22 protein-coding genes are annotated in these 20,689 nt (G+C 67.2%); 8 read left to right on the top strand and 14 right to left on the bottom strand.

The features are described from left to right. Window positions 1–57 precede the first annotated feature (57 nt). Complete coding sequence (gene thsA / locus KZ498_RS04685) at window positions 58–1,740, top strand: thermosome subunit alpha (protein WP_312617370.1); 1,683 nt, start codon at window positions 58–60, stop codon at window positions 1,738–1,740. Window positions 1,741–2,049: 309 nt separating this feature from the next. After that, on the top strand, window positions 2,050–2,274 hold the full coding sequence (locus KZ498_RS04680) for a hypothetical protein (RefSeq protein ID WP_312617205.1): 225 nt from the start codon (window positions 2,050–2,052) through the stop codon (window positions 2,272–2,274). A gap of 7 nt (window positions 2,275–2,281) precedes the next feature. On the opposite strand, the gene KZ498_RS04675 is transcribed toward KZ498_RS04680, so the two are convergent. The 5 genes from KZ498_RS04675 to KZ498_RS04655 are packed head-to-tail and all read right to left on the bottom strand — an operon-like array spanning window position 2,282 to window position 5,673. After that, window positions 2,282–2,743 (bottom strand): TIGR00725 family protein, encoded by a 462-nt coding sequence (locus tag KZ498_RS04675; protein WP_312617203.1) that lies wholly within the window; start codon window positions 2,741–2,743, stop codon window positions 2,282–2,284. A gap of 39 nt (window positions 2,744–2,782) precedes the next feature. Beyond that, a complete protein-coding gene (gene phaC / locus KZ498_RS04670) occupies window positions 2,783–4,213 on the bottom strand; it encodes a poly(3-hydroxyalkanoate) polymerase subunit PhaC (RefSeq protein WP_312617201.1) in 1,431 nt (476 codons plus the stop codon). A gap of 3 nt (window positions 4,214–4,216) precedes the next feature. Further along, window positions 4,217–4,762 (bottom strand): poly(R)-hydroxyalkanoic acid synthase subunit PhaE, encoded by a 546-nt coding sequence (locus KZ498_RS04665; protein WP_312617200.1) that lies wholly within the window; start codon window positions 4,760–4,762, stop codon window positions 4,217–4,219. 46 nt (window positions 4,763–4,808) lie between these two features. Beyond that, window positions 4,809–5,366, bottom strand: a complete 558-nt coding sequence (locus KZ498_RS04660; RefSeq protein WP_312617199.1) for a hypothetical protein — start codon at window positions 5,364–5,366, stop codon at window positions 4,809–4,811. A 7-nt stretch (window positions 5,367–5,373) separates the two neighbouring features. Then, window positions 5,374–5,673 carry an AbrB/MazE/SpoVT family DNA-binding domain-containing protein gene (locus KZ498_RS04655; protein WP_312617197.1) on the bottom strand — a complete coding sequence of 100 codons (300 nt, stop codon included), beginning with the start codon at window positions 5,671–5,673 and terminating at the stop codon, window positions 5,374–5,376. Window positions 5,674–5,973: 300 nt separating this feature from the next. On the opposite strand from KZ498_RS04655, the gene KZ498_RS04650 reads away from it, so the two are divergent. Beyond that, window positions 5,974–6,519, top strand: a complete 546-nt coding sequence (locus KZ498_RS04650) for a MaoC family dehydratase (RefSeq protein WP_312617368.1) — start codon at window positions 5,974–5,976, stop codon at window positions 6,517–6,519. On the opposite strand, the gene KZ498_RS04645 is transcribed toward KZ498_RS04650, so the two are convergent. From KZ498_RS04645 to KZ498_RS04625, 5 genes are all read right to left on the bottom strand, one after another. After that, entirely contained in the window at window positions 6,520–7,362 is an 843-nt protein-coding gene (locus tag KZ498_RS04645; RefSeq protein ID WP_312617195.1) for an alpha/beta hydrolase, read from the bottom strand. A 76-nt stretch (window positions 7,363–7,438) separates the two neighbouring features. After that, complete coding sequence (locus KZ498_RS04640) at window positions 7,439–8,743, bottom strand: NADH:flavin oxidoreductase (RefSeq protein ID WP_312617193.1); 1,305 nt, start codon at window positions 8,741–8,743, stop codon at window positions 7,439–7,441. Next, window positions 8,740–9,027 (bottom strand): hypothetical protein, encoded by a 288-nt coding sequence (locus KZ498_RS04635; protein WP_312617190.1) that lies wholly within the window; start codon window positions 9,025–9,027, stop codon window positions 8,740–8,742. Before KZ498_RS04635 ends, KZ498_RS04640 begins: the two co-directional genes overlap by 4 nt. Before the next feature lie 38 nt (window positions 9,028–9,065). Next, window positions 9,066–9,593 carry a KEOPS complex subunit Cgi121 gene (cgi121, locus tag KZ498_RS04630; RefSeq protein ID WP_312617188.1) on the bottom strand — a complete coding sequence of 176 codons (528 nt, stop codon included), beginning with the start codon at window positions 9,591–9,593 and terminating at the stop codon, window positions 9,066–9,068. Continuing rightward, window positions 9,593–11,995 (bottom strand): ATP-dependent DNA helicase, encoded by a 2,403-nt coding sequence (locus tag KZ498_RS04625; protein ID WP_312617186.1) that lies wholly within the window; start codon window positions 11,993–11,995, stop codon window positions 9,593–9,595. Before KZ498_RS04625 ends, cgi121 begins: the two co-directional genes overlap by 1 nt. A 115-nt stretch (window positions 11,996–12,110) precedes the next feature. Here KZ498_RS04625 and KZ498_RS04620 point away from each other — a divergent pair, with 115 nt between their 5' ends. After that, window positions 12,111–12,356, top strand: a complete 246-nt coding sequence (locus KZ498_RS04620) for a ferredoxin (RefSeq protein ID WP_312617366.1) — start codon at window positions 12,111–12,113, stop codon at window positions 12,354–12,356. Here KZ498_RS04620 and KZ498_RS04615 read toward each other — a convergent pair. Continuing rightward, entirely contained in the window at window positions 12,346–12,792 is a 447-nt protein-coding gene (locus KZ498_RS04615) for a MaoC/PaaZ C-terminal domain-containing protein (protein ID WP_312617184.1), read from the bottom strand. The two genes, KZ498_RS04620 and KZ498_RS04615, sit on opposite strands and share 11 nt — an antisense overlap. Before the next feature lie 84 nt (window positions 12,793–12,876). Between KZ498_RS04615 and KZ498_RS04610 the strand changes: the two genes are divergently transcribed. Next, a complete protein-coding gene (locus KZ498_RS04610) occupies window positions 12,877–14,346 on the top strand; it encodes an MATE family efflux transporter (protein ID WP_312617182.1) in 1,470 nt (489 codons plus the stop codon). 38 nt (window positions 14,347–14,384) lie between these two features. Here KZ498_RS04610 and KZ498_RS04605 read toward each other — a convergent pair whose 3' ends face one another. Next, the gene (locus tag KZ498_RS04605) at window positions 14,385–14,771 is read right to left on the bottom strand and encodes a RidA family protein (protein WP_312617180.1); all 387 of its coding nucleotides are present in this window, start codon (window positions 14,769–14,771) and stop codon (window positions 14,385–14,387) included. A gap of 167 nt (window positions 14,772–14,938) precedes the next feature. Here KZ498_RS04605 and KZ498_RS04600 point away from each other — a divergent pair, with 167 nt between their 5' ends. Together KZ498_RS04600 and KZ498_RS04595 are read left to right on the top strand one after the other, a co-directional pair. Next, window positions 14,939–15,724: a hypothetical protein gene (locus KZ498_RS04600; protein WP_312617179.1), complete on the top strand. Its 786-nt coding sequence runs from the start codon at window positions 14,939–14,941 to the stop codon at window positions 15,722–15,724. A 121-nt stretch (window positions 15,725–15,845) separates the two neighbouring features. Then, window positions 15,846–16,343 (top strand): hypothetical protein, encoded by a 498-nt coding sequence (locus KZ498_RS04595; RefSeq protein WP_312617178.1) that lies wholly within the window; start codon window positions 15,846–15,848, stop codon window positions 16,341–16,343. A gap of 39 nt (window positions 16,344–16,382) precedes the next feature. Here KZ498_RS04595 and KZ498_RS04590 read toward each other — a convergent pair whose 3' ends face one another. After that, window positions 16,383–17,510 carry an ORC1-type DNA replication protein gene (locus tag KZ498_RS04590; RefSeq protein WP_312617176.1) on the bottom strand — a complete coding sequence of 376 codons (1,128 nt, stop codon included), beginning with the start codon at window positions 17,508–17,510 and terminating at the stop codon, window positions 16,383–16,385. A gap of 85 nt (window positions 17,511–17,595) precedes the next feature. Further along, complete coding sequence (locus KZ498_RS04585) at window positions 17,596–19,665, bottom strand: helix-hairpin-helix domain-containing protein (RefSeq protein WP_312617175.1); 2,070 nt, start codon at window positions 19,663–19,665, stop codon at window positions 17,596–17,598. A gap of 141 nt (window positions 19,666–19,806) precedes the next feature. Here KZ498_RS04585 and larE point away from each other — a divergent pair, with 141 nt between their 5' ends. Beyond that, entirely contained in the window at window positions 19,807–20,688 is an 882-nt protein-coding gene (larE, locus tag KZ498_RS04580) for an ATP-dependent sacrificial sulfur transferase LarE (RefSeq protein WP_312617174.1), read from the top strand. Window position 20,689 lies beyond the last annotated feature (1 nt).

Here is a 20,689-nt window from a genome sequence, read left to right as displayed (position 1 = left end):
CCACAGCTTTTATATAGAATCACATTCAATCATCGTTTGACTATGGCTCAACAGCAGATGGGCAACCAGCCCATGATTGTACTTTCCGAGGAGTCCCAGCGGACATCCGGAAAGGACGCGCAGTCGATGAACATCACGGCCGGGACGGCCGTCGCCGAGGCCGTTCGGACGACACTGGGTCCGAAGGGCATGGACAAGATGCTCGTCGACAACTCGGGCTCGGTCGTCGTCACGAACGACGGCGTCACCATCCTCGACGAGATGGACATCGAGCACCCCGCCGCCAACATGATCGTCGAGGTCGCCCAGACCCAGGAAGACGAAGTGGGCGACGGCACGACCACGGCGGTCGTCATGGCCGGCGAACTCCTCTCGAAGGCCGAGGAACTCCTCGACCAGGACATCCACGCCAGCATCCTGGCCCAGGGGTACCGCCAGGCCGCCGAGAAAGCCAAAGAGATCCTCGAAGACAACGCCATCGACGTCGACGCCGACGACACGGAGACCCTCGAGAAGGTCGCCGCGACCGCGATGACCGGCAAGGGCGCGGAGTCCTCCAAGGACGTCCTCGCCGAACTCGTCGTCCGTGCCGTGCAGTCCGTCGTCGACGACGACGGCAGCGTCGACACTGACAACGTCCAGATCGAAACCGTCGTCGGCGGCGCAACCGACGAGTCCGAACTCGTCGAAGGCGTCATCGTCGACAAGGAACGCGTCCACGACAACATGCCGTTCGCCGTCGAGGACGCCGACATCGCCCTGCTGGACACGGCCATCGAGGTTCCGGAAACGGAACTCGACACCGAAGTCAACGTCACCGACCCCGACCAGCTCCAGCAGTTCCTCGACCAGGAAGAGGCCCAGCTCAAGGAGATGGTCGACAAGCTCGCCGAGGCCGGCGCCGACGTGGTCTTCTGCCAGAAGGGCATCGACGACATGGCCCAGCACTACCTCGCCCAGGAAGGTATCCTGGCCGTGCGCCGCGCCAAGAAGTCCGACATCGAGGCGCTCTCGCGCTCGACCGGCGCGCGCATCATCTCGAACATCGACGACATCGAGGCCGACGACCTCGGCTTCGCCGGCTCCGTCGCCCAGAAGGACATCGCCGGCGACGAGCGCATCTTCGTCGAGGACGTCGAGGACGCCCGCGCTGTCACGATGATTCTCCGCGGCGGCACCGAACACGTCGTCGACGAAGTCGAGCGCGCCATCGAGGACTCGCTCGGCGTCGTCGCCGCCACGCTGGAGGACGGCAAGGTCCTGCCCGGCGGCGGTGCCCCCGAGACGCAGCTCGCCCTCGGTCTCCGAGACCACGCCGACTCCGTCGGTGGGCGCGAACAGCTCGCCGTCGAGGCCTTCGCTGACGCCATCGACGTCATCCCGCGCACCCTCGCGGAGAACGCCGGCCTCGACCCGATCGACTCGCTGGTCGACCTCCGCAGCAAGCACGACGGCGGCGCAGTCACGTCCGGGCTTGACGCCTACACCGGCGAGGTCGTCGACATGGAAGAGGACGGCGTCGTCGAGCCCCTCCGTGTCAAGACCCAGGCCGTCGAGAGCGCGACCGAAGCAGCCGTCATGATCCTCCGCATCGACGACGTCATCGCCGCTGGCGACCTCAAGGGTGGCCAGGGCGACGACGACGAGGACGAAGGCGGACCCGGCGGCCCAGGCGGCGCGCCCGGCGGAATGGGCGGCGGCATGGGCGGCATGGGCGGCGGCATGGGCGGCATGATGTAAAACCACTTTTTGCACTTCACTCGCGCCGCTTCGCGGCGCTCGTTCAGGCAAAAACGTGGGGAAAAATCGCAGCTCGTTTCTGTCGCGCCGCTTCGCGGCGCGGTAGTCACTCGCTGCGGTTGAACCGGCGCGCTTCGCGCGCCGGATGCCTGCCCTGCTCGTCGATTCAAGCGACAATCACCGCGGTTCTATCTTCTCTGTCTTCAGTCTGAGTGAGTGGCGACACTGTTTCGGTTCCCGAAGGACATCGGGCAGATACACTTCGCACGCAGACGCCACGGTCAAACCGACGCGCCCCCTTGAGACGATATGAATCTGACACGGACCGAACGGCGGCTGTTGTGGACCGGAACGGCGCTGGCGGGCGTGCTCCATCTGCTCGTTCCGGGGCTGTTGCTGTCGCTGGCCCGAGTCGGCTATCGCTGGGTGCTGGCGGTGGAGTTCACGCCACGGGAGGGAGCACGTCGCCGGGTCAGACTGCTGGGCCTCGCGTGTCTCGCCACCGCGGCAGCTCTCAGGCGACTGTTCGACTGAGAGGGAACTACTGCACAGCCGACTCGACGTATTCGACGGCCTCGGCGGGGTCTTCGACGTGTTCGATGGCGTCGCCGCCGGCCGCGCCGTCGAGGCGGTGCGTTCCGAGGCCGGCGACCGGCCGGTCCATGTCCAGCGCGTGGCCGAGTTCCGAGAGCGTGCCGGTACCGCCGTCGACGGCGATGACGGCCGCGCCGTTCAGCACGACGAGGACGTTGCGGGCGTTGCCCAGCCCCGTTGCAATAGCGGTCTGGACGTAGTCGTTCGCCGCCGCGGTGTGTTCGCCCGGCAAAATACCGACAGTGTGTCCCCCGGCCTCGTGTGCGCCCCGACAGACCGCCTCCATCACACCGGTAAGGCCGCCACAGACAACGTCGTGGCCGTGCTCGCCGAGGTGTTTCCCGACCTCGCGTGCCTGCTGGTACTGTTCGTCAGTGACTGTCGAGCCGCCGATGACCGAGACGCGCATAGCTGGTCCTGCGGCGGGAAACGGAAAAAACGTCCCAGGTTACAGCTGGTCCAGCCAGTCCTGAGCGCGGGACTCGGTGGTCTCGGCGATGTCGGCCAGCTCGGCCGCGTCGTATTCGGCCAGGTCCGCGACGCTGTGGACCCCGGCGTCGTGCAGGCGCTCGGCGTAGGTCGGGCCGATACCGGAGACGGTATCGACGTCGGCGGATTCGTCCGACGCGTCGTCCCCGGTGGCATCGACGTCGACCTCGTCGGGCGCGTCCACGTCGATGTCGGTGAGTTCCGACTGGTCCACCGCGTCGTCTTCAGCCTCGTTCTCGGGGGATTCGACCTCGATGTCGACTTCCGCGGCGCGTTCGTTGCGCTCCGAGTACCACTCGGCGACCTCGGGCCAGAGGTCGGCGTGAGTCGACGACGACACCGACAGGCCGATGTGGCCCGTCGAGAACTCGATGGTCCGCGTGTCGTCGCTGGCGATGACCTCGTTGAACGGCTTGGAGGCCTCCGGCGGGATGAGGTGGTCGTACTCGCCCATGAGCTGGATAACGGGCATGTCGATGTTGTCCAGGTCGACGTGTTTGCCGTCGAGCTCCAGTTCGTTCTTGTAGAGCTTGTTGTCCTGGTACACGTCTTCGAGGAACTGGACGTAGGCCTCGCCGGCGACGTCGATGCCGTCGCCGAGCCACCGCTCCATGCGGCCGAAGTTCTCGACGAACCCCTCGTTCTCCATGTTCTCCGCGAACCGGATGTACTTCGTGACGTAGTTCTCGACGGGGTCCATCAGCGCGAAGCCGATGTCGAGCATGTCCGCGGGGACGTTGCCGAAGGTATCGACGACGTCCTGTGGCGCGTAGTACTCCTCGGAGCCCCACTCTTCGAGGACACCGCCCGTGTGGTCGAAACAAAGCCCGGCGGCCATCAGCCCCAGGGCGTTGACCTTCTCCTTGTGGAGGGCGGTGTACATCACCGACATCGTCCCGCCCATGCAGTAGCCGAGGATGTTGATAGCGTCCTGGCCGGAGCGCTCGCGGACCACGTCGACGCAGTTGTCCATGTAGCGGTTGACGTAGTCGTCGAGGGTGAGGTGCTGGTCGAGCCGCGAGGGCTCGTTCCAGTCGATGAGGTACACGTCGTGGCCCGCCTCCAGCAGTCGGCGGACGACCGACCGCTCTTTCTGCAGGTCGAGGATGTACGGTCGGTTGATGAGGGCGTAGACGATGAGGATCGGGACGGCTTCCTTGTCCTCCTCGGCGACCTCGATACCGGCAGCCTCGGCGTCGTAGTGGAGGAGTTCGAGCTTGTTCTCCTCGTAGACGATGTCGCTGGGCGTCTGGCCGACTTCGACGGACTCCATCAGCTCCAGCCGCTCGCCGGCGACCTGGCTGGTCTCGGCGGCGTCGGTCATGTTCTCCAGCGTCTTGCGCTGCCAGTTGAGCGCGGCCTCGAACGGATTGAATGGGTTGCTGGACATGAGTTACTCCTCGAGGTGGTCGAGGATACGGTCGAGCTTCTGTTCGACCGCGTGCTGGCGGCGCTCCAGTTCGATGAGCCGCTCGCCGATCTCGTCGACGTCGTCGCGCGTCGGGAAGCCGAGCTGTTCTAAGGTGTCCTGGCTCAGGTCGTCGGCTTCCTGTTGCATCTCCATCATCGACTCGACGAGCTGGCCGTTGGCGGCCGCGAAGGCCGAGGTACCCATGACGTGCTTGAACGCCTCGTTGGCGGACTGGAGCCAGATGTCACGGAACTCTGCGGGGTCGACGTCCTCGCCCTGTGCGGCGTCGGTCGAGCGTTCGACCATCTGCTCGGCGGCGTCTATCCACTCCTCGTAGGCCCGGTTGTAGCCGTCCATCCCTTCGGTGAGCTCCTCTTGCTCCGGGATCGTGTCCTCGACGGCGTCGGCCCACGACTCCACGAAGGCCGCCTGGGCCTTCATGTTCTGCTCCATCGAGTCAGCGACCGCGTTGTTCATCTCCTCAACCATCTCCGTCCATTCGTCCTGGATGTCGTTTGTGTTACTCATAATAGTACCTCGGCGGTGGGTGCACAAAAAAACCGACTGTCGGAGCTTACGCTTCGACGTCGACAGCGTCGGCGGCTTCGGCCTGCACTTCCTCGACCTGCTCCTGAATCTCCTCGACCTGCTCCTGCACTTCTTCGAGCTGCTCGCCGAACTGCTCGGCGGCCTCGACCGACTGCGCTTCGAGTTCCTCATGGGCCTCGACGAGCATGTCGACCTGCTCGTTGACGGCCGTGACGTACTCCTCGGTCATCTCGTCGTAGGTGTCGGCGCCCTCGACGAGCTCCGATTCCATGTTGTCGAAGACCTCGGCGTGGTTCTCGAGCAGGAAGTCGAACTGCTCGTCGACGGTCTCGCGGATCTGCTCGACAGTCTCGGTCATGCCGGGCATCGTCGACGCCATCGCGTCGAGGTAGCTGTGGAACGCGGTCTGCTGGAGCTCGACGCCGCGGCGCTGGGCCGACTCCTGGGTGTCGAGGCTGTCGATGACCGCGCTGTTGACGTTCTTCTGGAAGGAGACGCTCTGTTCGAGCGCCTTCTGGCTCTGCTCAATCGTGGTACGCTGCATCTCGAACGCTGTCGTGACGGGGGCTGTGTAGTCTACCATTGTTGTATTACTCGCTGTTGTTGTTAGTGACCGGGAGGACGACGGCTTGAACGATGTCGCCTTCGTCGATGCCAAGCGCCTCTCGCTCCGCATCGGGGATGCTGATCCGACCCCCGCTCTGCACGCGGGTCTTGAACGTCGCCATCTGACTCATGGCACCGAGCTGATTCATATCGAAACTCGGCATGCCACCGCTGGCGAACATCTGCTTCATCAGCTGCTGTTGCTGTTCCATCGCGTTCTCGCTCGCCTGTTGCATCCCCTTGAACATCGGAGGCCACATCAGGCCATCATTCTCGTCGGCCATCGGTCAACTACATGTACACTCCTCAACAATATAAATCTTCCGCTGAAAACCATTGATTACCATTGAATGGTAGAGGATGGTATTAGCGGTTAAGCAGCGTCGAGGGACGTGTTGCACCGTGTAGCACCGATAACTACAACCCCGAAATACCGTCTGACGCCCGTTAGGCGGCGTTTACTGACAGTTGAGGAGAAACCAACACCAAGGTTTAATACTCCCACCAATTAACTACCAGAACAGATGAGTTCTGAATCGCCCCGAAACCCGCTGTTAGACACATGGACTGAAACATCGTCACATATGTTCAACAGCGTCGTCGCAGCTAACCGGGCAGCGTTCGCCGCGTTCGGCGTCCAGCAGGAGGACGAGAACGGCGTAACGCCCGCAGAGCGTATCGAACCGGACGAAGACCTCCCGGAGTGGCACGTCTCGATTTCGGAAGACCACCCGGGCCGCCTCGGCGTCGGCGACCACGTCGATTTCACGAAGACGATTTCGGAGAACGACGTTCGACAGTTCGCCGCGGCGAGTGGTGACACGAACCCGCTCCATCTGGATGACGATTTCGCAGAGCAGACGCGCTTCCGGGGCCGCATCGCCCACGGGACGCTCGTCGGCAGCCTCATCAGCGCGGCACTGGCGCGCCTGCCGGGGCTGACGATCTATCTCTCACAGGACCTGGAGTTTCACAACCCGGTCCGGATCGGCGACCGTCTCACCGCCGAGTGTGAGATCGTCGAGGACCTCGGCGACGAACAGTACCGGCTGACAACACGCGTCCTCGTTGACGACGAAGTCGTCATCGACGGCGAAGCGGTCGTCCTCATCGACGAACTGCCAGAGTAGTCAGCAGAACGCTCGAACGGCTCGGTTGAATCGATCGGGGTGTTCCCGCGGCGGACAGTGCCCGCAGTCGTCGAATATTTTCAGCGTGCTATCAGTGACTGTCCCAGCCGCCCGCTCGGACCATCGACGGGGGAGCAGCGGGTCGACAGCCCCGTGGATCAGCATCGTCGGCACGTCGATCTCGTCTAACCGGTCGGAGTAGTCGGTCCGGAAGCCACACCACCGGAACTCGCTGCGCTGCCAGCGCCGCATCGCCCGGACCGTCTGCCGGTCGACTGCGCTATCGACGTCCTCGACCAGTTGCTGGGGCGGCTCGCCGGGCCCCATACTCCGGAGGCTGTTCCTGATCGCCGGCTGGGACGACCCCACGCCCCGCCAGAGCATGTTGCCGAGTATCGGCGTCTGCAAGACGCTACTGGCCGCCGTTCGCCAGTAGGCGTCGGTACCCAGCCCGTAGCTGTCGACGAGCACCAGCCGCTCGACGGGGCCGCCATCGAGCGCGTGGCCGAGCGCGATTGCGCCGCCCATCGAGAGGCCAGCCAGCGCGGGTTCCTCGATGCCGAGGGTGTCGATGAACTCGGCGACGGTCTCCAGGTAATAGTCGGTCGTGTACGCGCGGTCGGGCTTGTCGCTGTCGCCGTGGCCCGGCAGGTCGAGCGCGTACACCGTTCGCTCCGGTGCGAGTGCGGGGAGTGCGTGTCGCCACGAGACGGTCGCGGCGTCCAGCCCGATCCCGTGGAGAAACACCAGAGGCGGCCCCTCGCCGCCGGTCCGGTAGTGAATATCGACGGCCTCGCCGTCCACGGACAGTTCGACGCGTTCCGACGTAATCCCTGTAGTCATCGGCAGTCGTTCGGGACCGGACGCGTATGAGCCTTTGTGTCCGTTCAGGTAGCACGGCGGGGGGCTCCGAGACTGGTCACTCGGCTCGCTCGTACGCTCCGTCCCGCTGGAGTCGGGCCTGCTCGCGGACGATAGCCGGCGTCCGACAGCGGCCCGGTTCGCCGGTGACCTGCGGGATAGTACAGTTGTTACAGCTCTCACACAGGGCGTCCGCGCCGTCGAGCAGGCGAGTACCGAGTCGCGGCTCGGCGTAGAACGGGCGGGCCATCCCGACGGCATCGGCGGCGGGGTCGGCCCCGGCCGCCCCGAGATACCGGTCGCAGTCGGCACGGGTTCGAAGTCCGCCCTCCAGCAGGACCGGCACGGCCACGCGCTCGCGGACCGCCCGACAGAAGTCGGCGTTCCAGCCAGGGTCGCGGCCGAACCGGCGGGCCTGCAGTCGGTTGAGCAGCCGGACGGCACGCGCCCGCACCCGCCCGCCGAACACCGCCGCGTAGTCGTCCTGCAGGTCGCTGGCGTCCCAGGCCCGGTCGGGGAACGCGCCGCGGACGATACTCATGTCCCAGAACGGGGACACCTCGACCGGGACGAGCCCGTCGTAGCCGATGGCTGCCGCCCGCTCGGCGATGGCCACGCCGTCCGCCCGGGAGAGATGCCGTCGAACGAAACTCGGGGCCGCGGTCTCGGCCGGGACCTTCGTGACCAGCGCCACGTCGCCGGCGTGTCCCCGGACGGCGTCGTGGACCGCTTCGAGGAACCGGACGCCGTTGCGGAACTCGTCGTCCCGACGGTTGTAGAACGGCGAGAGGAACTGCTGGATCAGGCTCATGTTCGCCGCCGAGAGGTGGATACCGTCGTAGCCCGCGTCGGCGGCGTAGCCGGCGCATCGCCCGAACTGCTCGGCCAGGTCCCACACCTCCTCAGTTGAGAGCACGTCCGGCTGCAGGGAGACCAGGCCGGCCCGGTCCAGTGCCCGGAGTTGCCAGGGCGGGCGGCTGACGGCCAGTTGGCGCTGGTCCGGGTGCTGCCGGCGGTACTCGGCGTGCCACGTCGCCATGCTCCGGAGGCCGCCGTGGGCCAGTTGGAGGAAGATACGACCTCCGTGGTCGTGAATCGCTCCGGTGAGCCGGGAGAGTCGCTCGACGAAGGCCGGGTCGTGGACCCGCGTCATGTTCGGCGCGGCACAGCCGCCGCGGTCGGTGACGATGCTCGCCCCCTGAAAGAGGAGGCCGACACCGGAGGCCGCCGTCGGTTCGAGTTCGTCGACGAGCGTGTCGACGGCGGCCTCGCCGTTGCCGGCACACTCCAGTACCGGTGCACGATACAGCCGGTTGGGGACCTCGACACCGCCGATAGACAGGGTCCGCTCCAGCGCGGTCACGACTGCTCGCGCTCGTCGAAGGTCGCCTCGGTACGGGCGCTGTCTCGCGGAGTCACCTGCCGGATGGCCGCCCTGACCTCCGTCGGTGAGTCGAACTCGCCGTCGGTGCCGTGAGCAAGCGGGGTCGAGCGGTCCCCGGCGGGTGGCGTGGTGCTGCCGTACTCGTCTGCCAGTTCCTCCACGCGGACCGGATACGCGGCTCCGCCGGTGGTGCGGCCGACCGTCGCCTCGACCCGGCGGGCGCGCTCGCTGGCCCGCTGCCGTGCCGTCCGCTGTGGGTCCATGTGTATCGATAACACACTCGTCGTCAAAAACACTATCGCTACTTCTCGACCGGGAGCAACGCGACTCGCTCCCGGACGGCGTCGGGAAGCCCGCCAGCCGTCGCCGTGAGTTCGGTATCCGTCACGTCGAAGAAAGACCGGACTCGGTCGGCGTCGTACTCACCCAGCGTCGAGTTGGTGTCGAGATGCTCGCGAACGGCGGCCGCGGCGGCTTCAGTGCTGTCTCCCCGTTCATTTCGCACGTGGGAATCCTCGCTTTCGAGGTCGACGACGGCGACGACGACGGGACAGGACCCCTCACTGACACCCATCGTCAGCGCGCGGTTGATCTGCCGACGGCCGGCCGCGTACAGCAGTATCTCGACGCCAAAGTCCTCGGCGATGGCGTCGCCCCGGTCGTGGGCCCGAGCCGCGAGTTCGACAGCCAGTTCCAGGTGGGCGCGGTCCACGACGTAGCGGGCGTCGAACGCCTGCACCGTGACGCCGTGGCGGTCACCGATTGCGCCGAGCGCCTCAACGAAGGAGCCCACGTCGTCGATATCGGCAGTGCCCTCGACGACCCGCATCAGAAATCACCCAGGCTCGACTGGTCGTCGTTCGCCGCGGCGTCTCCGTTCGAGTCAGTGTCCGCCTCGTCGTCGAGGTCGACGGAGACGTCGGGCGCCGGTTCGACGCCCTCCATCGACGGGTCCCGGTGGCCGGCGTTTTCGAGGACGTTCTCGGCCGTCTTCCGGCGGCCCCGCAGCGCCGCCAGCACGACGGCTTTGTCCGCGTCCCGGAGCTCGGCGCGGTCGGTGATGCCGGCCTGGAACAGCCGTCGGGCGCGCTTGCGGCCGACGCCGCGGACGCCGGCCAGGTCGACCAGTTCCTCGCGGACGCCGTGCTCGACGCGGATTCGGGCCTCGCTGATGGCCCGTGCGGCGTCTAAATCGACCTCGCTGGCCAGCGATTCGGCGGCCCCCAACAGCCACTGTGCGGTCTCGACCTTCCCGCGGATGTCGCCCGGGCCGACGCCGTACCGCTCCGTGATGGTCGCCTCGTCGACCTCCGTGGCCCAGTCTTCGAGCAGGCGCGCGGTCTTCAGCGCCGAGAGCCAGTCCTCGAAGCGACCCTCCTCGAACTCCGACGGGGTCGGCCCGAGCAGTTCCTGCTCGCGCTCGAACAGCTCCATCTCGTACTCCTCGCGGTCGCCCGAGCGGAGGTACAGCTGGTACATATCCGGCGTGCGAGAGACGAGGTGGTAGAGTCCGAGCGCGGAGATGTCGTCCGGGTCCCTGTCGGCACCGTCGCTCTCATCGGCGTCCTCGACGAGTTCGCTCGCGGTGGTGAACCCGCTGTCCGCCGGCGGTTCCGCGGGCGCGTCGGCCGGCGACCCGCTCGCCGAGGTGCTATCACTGGCCCCCCGCTCCCAGTCCCGGAGGCCGTCGACGATTTCGGCGGCGCTCATGGGGTCCAGGTACAGCCGCGAGACGGTGTGGCCAAGCGAGGTGGCGTCCAGCTCGCCGGCTTCGATTTCGAGGAAGTCGTTGCGCTGGAGGTAGGTGAGCACGTCGTCGACGACCCGTTCGAGCTGGCCGCCCTCGTCGGTCTGGCTGGCGTACAGCGTCTGTTCGAGGAACTCGAGCAGTCCCGCACGCGAGCGGGCGAAGCCGGAGGCGACGGTCGCGAGGATGTGGGTCCGCAGGGCCGGTTCGGCGGCCAGTTTCGACCGGACCGGTTCCGGGTCCGCCCAGACGTAGCGTTCGAACAGTTCGTCCACTTCGTCGTGACTGGACGCGATAAGGACCGCCTCGCCGTAGGGGTCGAGTCCCGGGCGGCCCGCCCGCCCCATCATCTGATGGACTTCGAGCACCGAGAGCGGGGCCATCCCGCCGGCCGAGCCGTCGTAGCGCCGCCAGTCGCGGACGACGACGCGCCGGGAGGGCGTGTTGACGCCGGCCGCGAGCGTCGGCGTCGCACAGACGACCTTCACCAGCCGGTCCCGGAAGGCGTCCTCGACGAGTTCGCGGTGCCCGCGCGAGAGGCCGGCGTGGTGGAACGCCGCCCCGTCCGCGACGGCGTCCGCGAGGTCGTCGCTCGTCTCCGTGTCGCTCACGTCACGTATCTCCTCGGCGATGTCGGCCAGTCGCCCGCGCTCCTCGGCGGTGAGATGTGGCCGGACGGTGTTTGCCAGCCGTCCCGCCGCCGCCTCGGCGTTGCGCCGGGAGTTGACGAACACCAGCGTCGACCCGTCGTCTTCCAGCGTATCGCGGACGATGGCCGCCGTCTGCTTCTCGTTGTTGTGCACCGAGAGCCGTTGCTGGCTCCCGTCTTCGAGGTGCAGCGCCTGCCCGTAGTGGACCCCCTTCTGGAGGTCGATGGGTCGCCAGTCGGAGTCGACGAGCCCCGCGTCGAGCCACGTCGCCAGCGCTTCCGCGTTGCCGATGGTCGCCGACAGCGCGACGGTCTGCAGGTCGGGGTTGAGCCGCCGGAGCTTCGCCAGCGTCACCTCAAGCGTCGGGCCGCGCTCGCCGTCGTCGACGAGGTGGACCTCGTCGGTGACGACGCAGGTGAGGTCCTCGATCCAGGGGGCGTCGTTGCGCACCAGCGAGTCCACCTTCTCGCTGGTGGCGACGACGATGTCCTTGTCCGCGAGCCACCCGCCTTCCGACTCGTAGTTGCCCGTCGAGACGCCGATGTCGAGGCCGTACTGTTCGAACTCCTCGAAGTCGGCCTGCTTCTCGCTGGCCAGCGCTCGAAGCGGGACGATGTACAGCGCCTTGCCGCCGCGAGCCACCGAGGAGAGCATCGCTAGCTCGGCGATGAGCGTCTTCCCGCTCGCCGTCGGAATCGACGCGACCAGGTTCTCCCCCTCGGTGACGCCGGCCTCGACGGCCTCGGCCTGGGGCGGATACAGCTCCTCGATACCGTCGTCTCGCAGGTGGTCCGGGAGCCAGTCGGGCACGCCCGGCAGGTCCGCAACGTCCATTACACACCGATTGGGCCCTGTCCCGATTTAAACTGTCGCACTGCAACCGCGTCGGCTCGCTGGCATGTCGACCGACGAGGGGAACGCCTTTGCCCGCGAGCGGCCAACACGAGGTATGCGAGTCGAGTACGACTACGACACCTGTATCGGTATGTTCCAGTGTGTCGCGGAGTGGGACGCCTTCGAGCGCGACGAGGACGCCGGCAAGGCGGTGCTGGCGGACAGCGAGGAACAGGCGGATGAGGTGTTCGTCCGCGAGGTCCCAGACGACGCGAAACTGGATGCGAAGTTCGCGGCCCGGTCCTGTCCGGTCGACGCAATCACCATCTACGACGACGACGGCGAACAGCTCATCCCCTGATTATCCCTTCGACGGTCGCTTCGAGGACCGCGGTACCGGCAGTGTCTTCATCGACCGAGTCCGCCCCGGCTGTGCCGGCCTGACCGGCTTCGTCGCCGCGAGCGACGCGCCTGACAGTCACGTCACCGACGACGTCCACGCCGCCGTCGGGCCGCGGGTCGACGCTCGCCACTTCCATCGTACAGACCAGTGTCTCTCCGGTGTACACCGGCCGCTGGAACCGCAGTTCCATCCGCGAGGCGAGCACTTCCAGGTCGCCGCCGATGCTGGTCAGCAGTGACGCGGTGAGCAGCCCCTGGACCATCCGCCGGCCCTCCGCGTCGGGCTCAGTGTGGCGGGCCTGGTCGTCCCCGGAGAGGGCGGCGAACTGGTCGACGTCTTCGGGCCGGAACGTCCGCGTCTCGGTGAACGTCTCGCCGGCTTCGACGGGAGGCATGTGCTGGGCTGTCGGCGCTGTGCGGGAAAAAGCCACGGCCTCGTCCCGAAACCCACAGGGGGCTGGACTCCCGAGACCAGGGCGATGTCGAATGGTGGTCCCCTCCGCCGTCTCCTGACCGCGTTCCCTGCGGTACTGGCCAGTGCGGGGCTCGTCGACCGGGAGAAGGCGACCGCCGCGACCGACCTCGCCGCGCCGGTGATGGTCACCGGCGGCCTCCGCATCCTCCTCCGACTCGCCGACTTCCTGATGGTCGGCCTGGCGCTCGGTGACGCGGCCATCGCCGGCCTCGAACTCGGCTTCCAGTACTACTTCGTCGGGTTCGGGCTCTCGCTTGCGGTCTCCTCCGGGACGATCAGCGTCGTCTCACGGCTGCAGGGTGCTGACCGGCCCGAGCGCGCGAACCTCGCCGTCAAACAGTCGCTGTGGATCGCGTTGCTGGTCTCCGCGCCGCTTTCCGCGATCTGCTGGCGCTATCCGGAGCTACTCGTGGGGGTTCTCACCGACGACCCGGCGACCATCCGCCTCGGCGCGACGTATCTCGCCATCGTGATGCTGTCGCTGGCCCCGCGGTTCTGGAGCATGGTCGCCGCCCGCGCGCTGGCCGGCAGCGCCGACACCCGAACGCCGATGTACGTCCGCCTGCTCACGCTGCCGACGAACGTCGCGCTCAACGCCGTCCTCATCTTCGGCGTCGGCCCGTTCCCCGAACTCGGAATCGCCGGCGCGGCGTGGGGCACGGCCATCGCCAACACGCTCGCGGCGGTGATATTTCTCGGGCTACTGCTGTCGGGCCGGTACGTCGTCACGCTCCGGCTCGGCGGCCCGCAGTTCAGCGCCGGGCTCGTGCGCGAAATCGTCCGCGTCGCGCTCCCGCTGACCGGGATGCGACTGCTCCAGACGTTCGCCCGCTTCCCGTTCCTGTTCATCCTGGGCGTGCTCGGAACCCCGACGCTTGCGGCCTACGCCATCGGCCGCCGGGTCATGCTGCTCGCGCTGATGCCGGCGTGGGGCTACGCCACCGCCGCGTCGACCCTGGTCGGGCAGTCGCTGGGGGCCGGGGACGAACGGGAGGCGACCGCCTACGGCTGGCAGACGCTCCGGGTGGCACTCGCCGTCCAGCTCCTCGTGGCGCTCCTGCTCGTGGCCTTTGCCCGCCCCATCGTCGCCCTGTTCGGGACCGCTCACCCCGACCTGGCGGCGGCGTTCGTCCGCGTCTTCGGGCTGCTCGTCGCCGGCTTCTCGGTCTCTCGGACGATGCGGGGCAGCCTTCGGGGAGCCGGCGACACCCGCTGGCCGCTGTACGGAACATTTCTGGGCGGCTACTGCTACCGGCTCCCCGTCGCTGCGCTCGCACTGCCGTCGTCGTTCGTCGTGACCGTCCCGGTCCTCGGTGTCGCCGTCTCGCCGGGGCTCGGACTCGGGCTTCCGGCGATATTCGCCGCGCTCGTCGGCGACTTCTACCTGAAGGCCGCGGTCAACGCGGGCCGGTTCTGGTCCGGCGGGTGGCGCGATGTCGCCAGGCAAGCGGGCGTCGGTGCGGCCGACGACTGACCCCGGACGGACGCCTCACGGCTCCGCGCCCGACCGTATCACTCGACCTGTGCGACGGCTTCGACCTCGACGACTGCCGCTGGTGTGGCCAGCCCGCTCACTTCGACCATCGTCGCGACGGGCCGGACGTCGCCGAAGAACTCGCTGTGGGCCTCGCCGACCCGTTCCTGGTCGTCGATGTCGGTGACGTACATCCGAGTCTGGACCACGTCCTCGATAGCGGCGTCGAGGTCTGTGAGCGCGTCCTCGACGATACCGAAGGCGTGTTTCGTCTGTTCGTACGGGTCACCCGGCGCGACGACCTCGCCGTCGTCGTCCGTGGCGATGGTGCCGGCGACGCGGACGGTGTCGCCAGCGCGTATCGCCCGCGAGTAGCCGACCTGCTGTTCCCAGTCGGTGCCCGTCGAAACGCGTTCGCGGCGCATACCCGGTAGACGTTACAGACCCCGAAAACCGTTTCTCAAGTTTTAATGTCCGGCCCGAGATACCCATTGGCATGAGCAAGGCCACGAAAATCGTCCTCGGAACAATCGGCGTGTCAGCACTGCTTTCGATCGGCATCGTCATCAACCTCGTCCTGTTCTCGGCGTAGATGTTCTCCGAGCGTGCACTGACCGGCGACCTGCAGGCAGTACGTGCGGCCTACGCCCCGGAGGCGCTCGTACTGAACTGCGACCGCGACTTCGAGACGCTGGACCCCGCAGTCGCCGAGGAACTCCTGCTAGTGACCGACAGTCTCGACCAGATTTCCTACGACGGTGCGTGGCTGCCGACCACGGCACCAGAGGTGCTGCAGAAGTACATCGGCAGCGACCTCACTATCGGGATGCCGGGTGACGGCGGCGTCGCCTGGACCCGCCAGACCGAGCCACCCTGCGTGTTCGTCAAGCCGCGGCTGGAGACCTCGCCGGACGCCTTCGTCTCGTTTCTCGTCGCCGAGGCGCTGGTCGAGGTCAGCCTCGAGGAGCCGGAACATTTCCTCGGCTTCTTTGGCGAGCAGTACCCGGCGTTCGTGGCCGCCACCGAGGACCACCTCGACGCCAGTGCCCGGTACCAGCTCGCAGCGGCGGCGTACACGGCGTATCTGGGCCTTCAGACCCGCGCGGAGTTCGCCGGCTGGGCCGACGATTACCCAGATCTGTGTGCGGCGTGGGACGACGCCGGCGAGCGCCTCCAGCCCCGCCTCGATGACCTCCCGAGCGAGATTGCACAGGGCCGGACGGAGTTCGCTGCGGCCGCCGAACTCGCCTGTAGCGGCATCAAGCACGGCCTCGACCTGCCCGCGCCGTTTACCGCACTCGACACCGACGCCTATCTCGAGCACGGCGCCGACTACGCCGTCCAGTGGGCCGAGACGACCTTCGAGAAGATGGAGTGACTGGGGTCGAAATCGGAAGAGAGTCGGTTCGAACCCGGGACAGACTCACTCCGAACTTCGAAAAACGGCCTTTTACCCGCCTCACGTCGTCCCAGTCGGGAGGTCACCCTCCCGAGCAACCATGGACGAGCCCACACCGACCCGACGACGACTCCTCCGCGCGACCGGGGCCCTCGCGATGGCCGCGGTGGGCGCGAGCGCTACCGGCACCGCGGCCGCCGGTGCAGGCAACGACAACGGCAAACAGTTCGGTCGCGTCTACGCCAACGACGTGTTGTGGCGCACGAACGTCGTGCACGTTCTCGACGAGCGACCGGACCCCGAGGACAGGATATACTTCCTCCACGACGGCAACGGCCCAATTCCGGAAAACGATGATGCGAGCGGGGACCAGCTGTCCCCGTTCGTCTCTGAATCGGCCCCCGGTGACCGGGACTGGAACGGTGGCCAGTGGACGCATTTCAGCGCCGAGGTGACGGACATCGACGCGTTCAACGAGGACGCACCGGTCACGAACGCCGGGGATGTCCTCGACGCAGACTACATCGAGACGACTCTCGGTCGTCCCGGCTTCGGCCCGCCGGACTTCTTCGTCTGTCCGCTGAACGGTCGCGCCTGAGACCGTTCGACCTCTACGTATACGAAAGAATACAGCGTATTACAACCGCTCAAGCACCGCGTCGGCGTCGTAGTTGAGCGTCAGTTCCCGCGAGCGGCCCCGTCCCTCCACGTTGGTGTAGTCGGCGTCGATGATGTCCAGTTGGTCGAGCTTGTTGATTATCTCCGAATAGCGGGTGTAGCCCAGGTCCGTCTGCTCGGAGAAGGCGTCGTAGATGTCGCCGGCCTGCTGGCCGTCGTGGGCGGCGATGACCTCGACGAGGGCGGTTTCTGACTCGGACAGTTCCCGAAGCCGTCGGGAGAGGTGGACGTATTTGGACTTGTCGTAGGCCGCCTCGACGTCCTCGGTTTCGACGGAGCGGGAGGCACGCATCTCGGCGTTCATCCCGGCCCGGCGCAGAAGGTCGATACCTACACGGAGGTCCCCGCCCTGCTCCTCGGTCAGTTCGGCGACGCGGTCCAGTACTGTCGGGCCGACGACGCCCTCGTTGAACCCCCGTTCGACGCGCTCGCTGAGGATATCCGCGATCTCGGCCTGCCCGTAGGTGTTGAAATACACCTCTTCGGGCCGGAACACCGACTGGACGCGCGTGTCGAGCGCGTCGATGGCGTCCAGTTCCATATCCGAGGAGACACAGATGACGCCGATCTTCGCGCCCGAGTGGGCCTCGTGGGCGCGCAACAGCGAGTACAGGGTGTCGCTGGCTTCGCTCTCGTAGAACAGGTAGTTCACGTCGTCTAAGGCGACGACGAGCACCTCGTCTTCCTCGACCAGTTTGTCGGTGATCTGGGAGAACAGCTTCTTGAACGAGATGCCCGAGGAGGGCGGCTCGTAGTCGAATATCTCGGCGAACAGGCGCGAGAAGACGGCGTAGCGCGTCGAGTCCATCTGGCAGTTCACCCGGACGGTCTTGACGTCCGTCTGGGCGGTGAGTTCGTCGAACAGTATCTGGACGGCCGTCGTCTTCCCCGTGCCCGGCGGTCCGCGGGCGATGACGTTGAGCGGGCGCGACCCCCGGACGGCCGGCCGGAGCGCGTACTTCAGCGTCTCCATCTGGGTGTCCCGGTGTTTGAACGTCTCCGGCAGCCAGTCGATCTCGAAGACGTGTTCGTCCCGAAAGACGGACTCGTCCCAGCCGAGCATCCGGTCCTCGGGGTCGTCGCTCATCACTTTCACCGAGCTTCGCGGCGCACTTAACCATTTGCCACAGGTTCAGTTGGAGTGACAGATGCGCTGCGTGTCGAGGGGTTCACTACTCGAATTTCCCGAGCAGACCGCTGTAGAACCCGTCGTCGGGTCTGTCGTCGGCGAGCTTCTCGACGATGAGTTCCGGCGTCGAGCGGGCGAGCTTCCCTTTCACCGGCGAGCGCTCGACGCGCAGTTCGCCGTCTTCCAGCCCCTTGGCTTCGATGCCGTCGATGCTGATGTCGGTCTCGGCGGCCTCGCGGATGTCGCGTGCGAGGTGCGAGACGAAGATGGCCGTGGCCTGGCGCTCGCCGAGCGCTTCGAGGATGCCGGCCATTATCTTCGCGCTGGCCCCGGGCTCGGTTATCGATTCGAGTTCGTCGACCAGCACCATCACCGGGCGGTCGCCGGTGCCGGCGGGGGGGTCGCTGCCGTCCGCAGTCCCGTCGCCGTCAGCCTCCGTCCCGCCCCCGGCGTCCGCCGGTGACCGGTGGGCCACGTCCGCGACGAGGTCCCCGAACTCCCTTAACGTGGCCTCGAACGCCCCAGCGTCGAGCGTTCCCTGGGTCTTGGCGTGGTAGTGGAGTTCGGAGACACGCCCGACGCGGGCCGACGCTGCGGGGACGGGCAGGCCCATGTGGGCAAGCGTCGTCACCAGCGCCACGAGGTCAAGCGTCGAGGTCTTGCCACCGCTGTTGACCCCCGAGAGCACGGTCACGCCCTCGACGGCGTAGTCGACGGGCTCGACGTCTTCGAAGGGGACATCGAGCAGCGGCGAGCGCCCGCCCTCGATGGCGACGCCCTCGGACTCGGTCAGTTCCGGCATCACACAGTCGAAGTCCGCGGCGAAACGGGCGATTGCCAGCTCCACGTCGAGTTCGAGTGCGGCATCGACCAGCCCGGCGGCGTCGTCGCGCATCTCGGCGAGGTCGTCGGCCAGGTCCCGCTTCCGGCGGGTGGCGCGCTGGTCACGCGCGGCGGTCAGTTCCTCGCGGAGGCGGGCAACGACGTCCTCGCTGTGTTCGACGGGATAGGCGGGCTCGTCGGGAAACGCCCGCCGCGCCGTCGCTTCCATGTCCCGGAGCGCCAGCGCGTCGACGAGGTGGTCCCGGGCCTTCTCGACGGCGGCGGCGTACTCGTCGGCCAGTTCCCGCTGCAGGAGCGAGTCGACGCCCGCGCCGCGCTCGACCAGCGACAGCAGGTCCGTCCCCTCGATGGTCACGTCCTGCTCCTCGATGGCCTCCCGGAGGTGGTCGTTGGCGACGCTCTCGGCGGTCGACACCGCCGCGTCAAGGTCGTCGACGGCGGTGGCGAGGCGGTCGAGTTCCTCGTCGCCGCTGACGCTCCCGTCCTCCTCGAGCTGGTCGAGCGCCGACAGGAGCGTCTCCAGGTCACACGGCGCGTCGAGGTCGGCGACGCGGTGGACCTCTGCGGCGGCCCGTATCCGGTCGCGGTTGCGGGCGAAGAAGGTGAGCACGCGTTCTGGCACGACGGACTCGGGCTCTTCGAGCGCGTTCGGTTCCACCCGGACATCGCCCTCCACGTCGACGCCGGCGAAGGCCTCGTCCAGCGCGACGACCGTCGAGTACGAGCGGGCGAGTTCGGCCAGCTGGCGGGCGTCGTCGACGACCTCGACGCTGACCTCCGGAATCGCGGCCTGTGCGTCGGCGTAGCGTTCGGCGTCGCGAGTCGCCAGACAGCGGTCCCGGACCCGGACGTCGCCGGGCTCGGAAAGCGGTTCGACGGCCGAGAGCGCGTCGAGAACCGCCGGGTCGGGCTCTCGGGCCATCGCCGACTCCGCGAAGACCCGGACTTCCTCGATGCGGCTGCGGACGCCGCTGGGGTAGATTGTCTCCAGTCGCTTCGCGGCGTAGTCGGTCACCGTCCGCTCTGTCAGCAGGGCCAGCGCGTCCGCGTGGATCTCTCGGGCGCGTTTCGTCGCGGTGAACCCACCAGGGTCGTCGTGTTCGGCCCGGATCGCACCGCGGGCGATGCGGGCGGCCCGGCCCTCGCTGATGCCCGGTGCGCGCGCGAGCGACGACACGTCGCCGTCCCGGAGTGCCGCCTCCGGGTCGTCTAGTTCCCGGAGCGCCGCGGCTGTCTTCGCCCCGACGCCCGGAACCGATTCGAGCTCCATCTGCCCGCCCATTCGACGCCAGCGAGAAAAAACCCGTCGCCAGCGGCTCCGGCGACGGCGTGAGCGGTCGGCAGCGCTGCCCCCGGCCGGCCGAACACCGAACGCGAAGGCGTTTTTGCGCTCCACCGAGAAAGGAGTTCCATGTCTGCTGTATCGGAGAAGCTAGCGGCCGCCCGCGAAGACCTCAAGTCGCGAGACGGCGTGCTCATCGCCTTCTCCGGTGGTGTCGATTCGAGTGTCGTCGCCGCGCTCGCACACGACGCCCTCGGCGACGACGCCATCGCCTGTACCGCCAAGTCCGAGACGCTGCCTGCTGCCGAGCTTACGGACGCCACCCGCGTCGCCGAGGAGATCGGCATCCGCCACGAGATCGTGGAGTTCTCCGAGCTCGATAGCGACGAGTTCATCCAGAACGACGACATGCGGTGTTACCACTGCCGGTCGATGCGGCTGGGCGCGATGTACGACCGCGCCCGCGAACTCGGCATCGACGTGGTGTGTGACGGGACGAACGCCTCCGACGTTGGCGAGGGCCACCGTCCCGGCCTGCGCGCCGTCGAGGAACTGGACGCCTACTCCCCGCTGCTGGAACACGACATCGAGAAGTCCGAGGTCCGGGAAATCGCCCGCGAGTACGACCTCTCGGTCGCCGACAAACCCTCGATGGCGTGTCTCTCCTCGCGGATTCCGACCGGCCTCGAAGTCACGGAGGAACGCCTCTCCCGCGTCGAGAAGGCCGAGCGCCTCCTGCGAACGTGGGGCTTCGAGCAGTTCCGGGTGCGCGACCACGACGGCCTCGCGCGCATCGAGGTCGGCGAAGCGGAGCTCGAAACCGCGCTCGACCCCGACTTCGTCCGCACCGCCCGCGACCACATCGAGGACTGCGGCTTCGACCACGTGACACTGGACCTCCACGGGTACGAGACCGGCAGTGTGAGTCCCGAGACTGAGGACCCAGCCGAAGAAGGGACCGAGGACGTGGTCAGTGACGTGTTCGACGCCGACTATCCCTCGGTCGACTGAC

This window comes from Haloarcula sp. 1CSR25-25 (genome assembly GCF_032027985.1).
Classification (GTDB): domain Archaea; phylum Halobacteriota; class Halobacteria; order Halobacteriales; family Haloarculaceae; genus Haloarcula.
The sequence above is the reverse complement of the archived record's forward strand: the minus strand, read 5'-3'. Positions and strand labels throughout refer to the sequence as shown.

Excerpts from the sequence above, each read along its gene's own strand:
- thsA (WP_312617370.1), top strand. The coding sequence starts at position 58 with ATGGGCAACCAGCCCATGATTGTACTTTCCGAGGAGTCCCAGCGGACA.
- KZ498_RS04680 (WP_312617205.1), top strand. The coding sequence starts at position 2,050 with ATGAATCTGACACGGACCGAACGGCGGCTGTTGTGGACCGGAACGGCG.
- KZ498_RS04675 (WP_312617203.1), bottom strand. The coding sequence starts at position 2,743 with ATGCGCGTCTCGGTCATCGGCGGCTCGACAGTCACTGACGAACAGTAC.
- phaC (WP_312617201.1), bottom strand. The coding sequence starts at position 4,213 with ATGTCCAGCAACCCATTCAATCCGTTCGAGGCCGCGCTCAACTGGCAG.
- KZ498_RS04665 (WP_312617200.1), bottom strand. The coding sequence starts at position 4,762 with ATGAGTAACACAAACGACATCCAGGACGAATGGACGGAGATGGTTGAG.
- KZ498_RS04660 (WP_312617199.1), bottom strand. The coding sequence starts at position 5,366 with ATGGTAGACTACACAGCCCCCGTCACGACAGCGTTCGAGATGCAGCGT.
- KZ498_RS04655 (WP_312617197.1), bottom strand. The coding sequence starts at position 5,673 with ATGGCCGACGAGAATGATGGCCTGATGTGGCCTCCGATGTTCAAGGGG.
- KZ498_RS04650 (WP_312617368.1), top strand. The coding sequence starts at position 5,974 with ATGTTCAACAGCGTCGTCGCAGCTAACCGGGCAGCGTTCGCCGCGTTC.
- KZ498_RS04645 (WP_312617195.1), bottom strand. The coding sequence starts at position 7,362 with ATGACTACAGGGATTACGTCGGAACGCGTCGAACTGTCCGTGGACGGC.
- KZ498_RS04635 (WP_312617190.1), bottom strand. The coding sequence starts at position 9,027 with ATGGACCCACAGCGGACGGCACGGCAGCGGGCCAGCGAGCGCGCCCGC.
- cgi121 (WP_312617188.1), bottom strand. The coding sequence starts at position 9,593 with ATGCGGGTCGTCGAGGGCACTGCCGATATCGACGACGTGGGCTCCTTC.
- KZ498_RS04625 (WP_312617186.1), bottom strand. The coding sequence starts at position 11,995 with ATGGACGTTGCGGACCTGCCGGGCGTGCCCGACTGGCTCCCGGACCAC.
- KZ498_RS04620 (WP_312617366.1), top strand. The coding sequence starts at position 12,111 with ATGCGAGTCGAGTACGACTACGACACCTGTATCGGTATGTTCCAGTGT.
- KZ498_RS04615 (WP_312617184.1), bottom strand. The coding sequence starts at position 12,792 with ATGCCTCCCGTCGAAGCCGGCGAGACGTTCACCGAGACGCGGACGTTC.
- KZ498_RS04610 (WP_312617182.1), top strand. The coding sequence starts at position 12,877 with ATGTCGAATGGTGGTCCCCTCCGCCGTCTCCTGACCGCGTTCCCTGCG.
- KZ498_RS04605 (WP_312617180.1), bottom strand. The coding sequence starts at position 14,771 with ATGCGCCGCGAACGCGTTTCGACGGGCACCGACTGGGAACAGCAGGTC.
- KZ498_RS04600 (WP_312617179.1), top strand. The coding sequence starts at position 14,939 with ATGTTCTCCGAGCGTGCACTGACCGGCGACCTGCAGGCAGTACGTGCG.
- KZ498_RS04595 (WP_312617178.1), top strand. The coding sequence starts at position 15,846 with ATGGACGAGCCCACACCGACCCGACGACGACTCCTCCGCGCGACCGGG.
- KZ498_RS04590 (WP_312617176.1), bottom strand. The coding sequence starts at position 17,510 with ATGAGCGACGACCCCGAGGACCGGATGCTCGGCTGGGACGAGTCCGTC.
- KZ498_RS04585 (WP_312617175.1), bottom strand. The coding sequence starts at position 19,665 with ATGGAGCTCGAATCGGTTCCGGGCGTCGGGGCGAAGACAGCCGCGGCG.
- larE (WP_312617174.1), top strand. The coding sequence starts at position 19,807 with ATGTCTGCTGTATCGGAGAAGCTAGCGGCCGCCCGCGAAGACCTCAAG.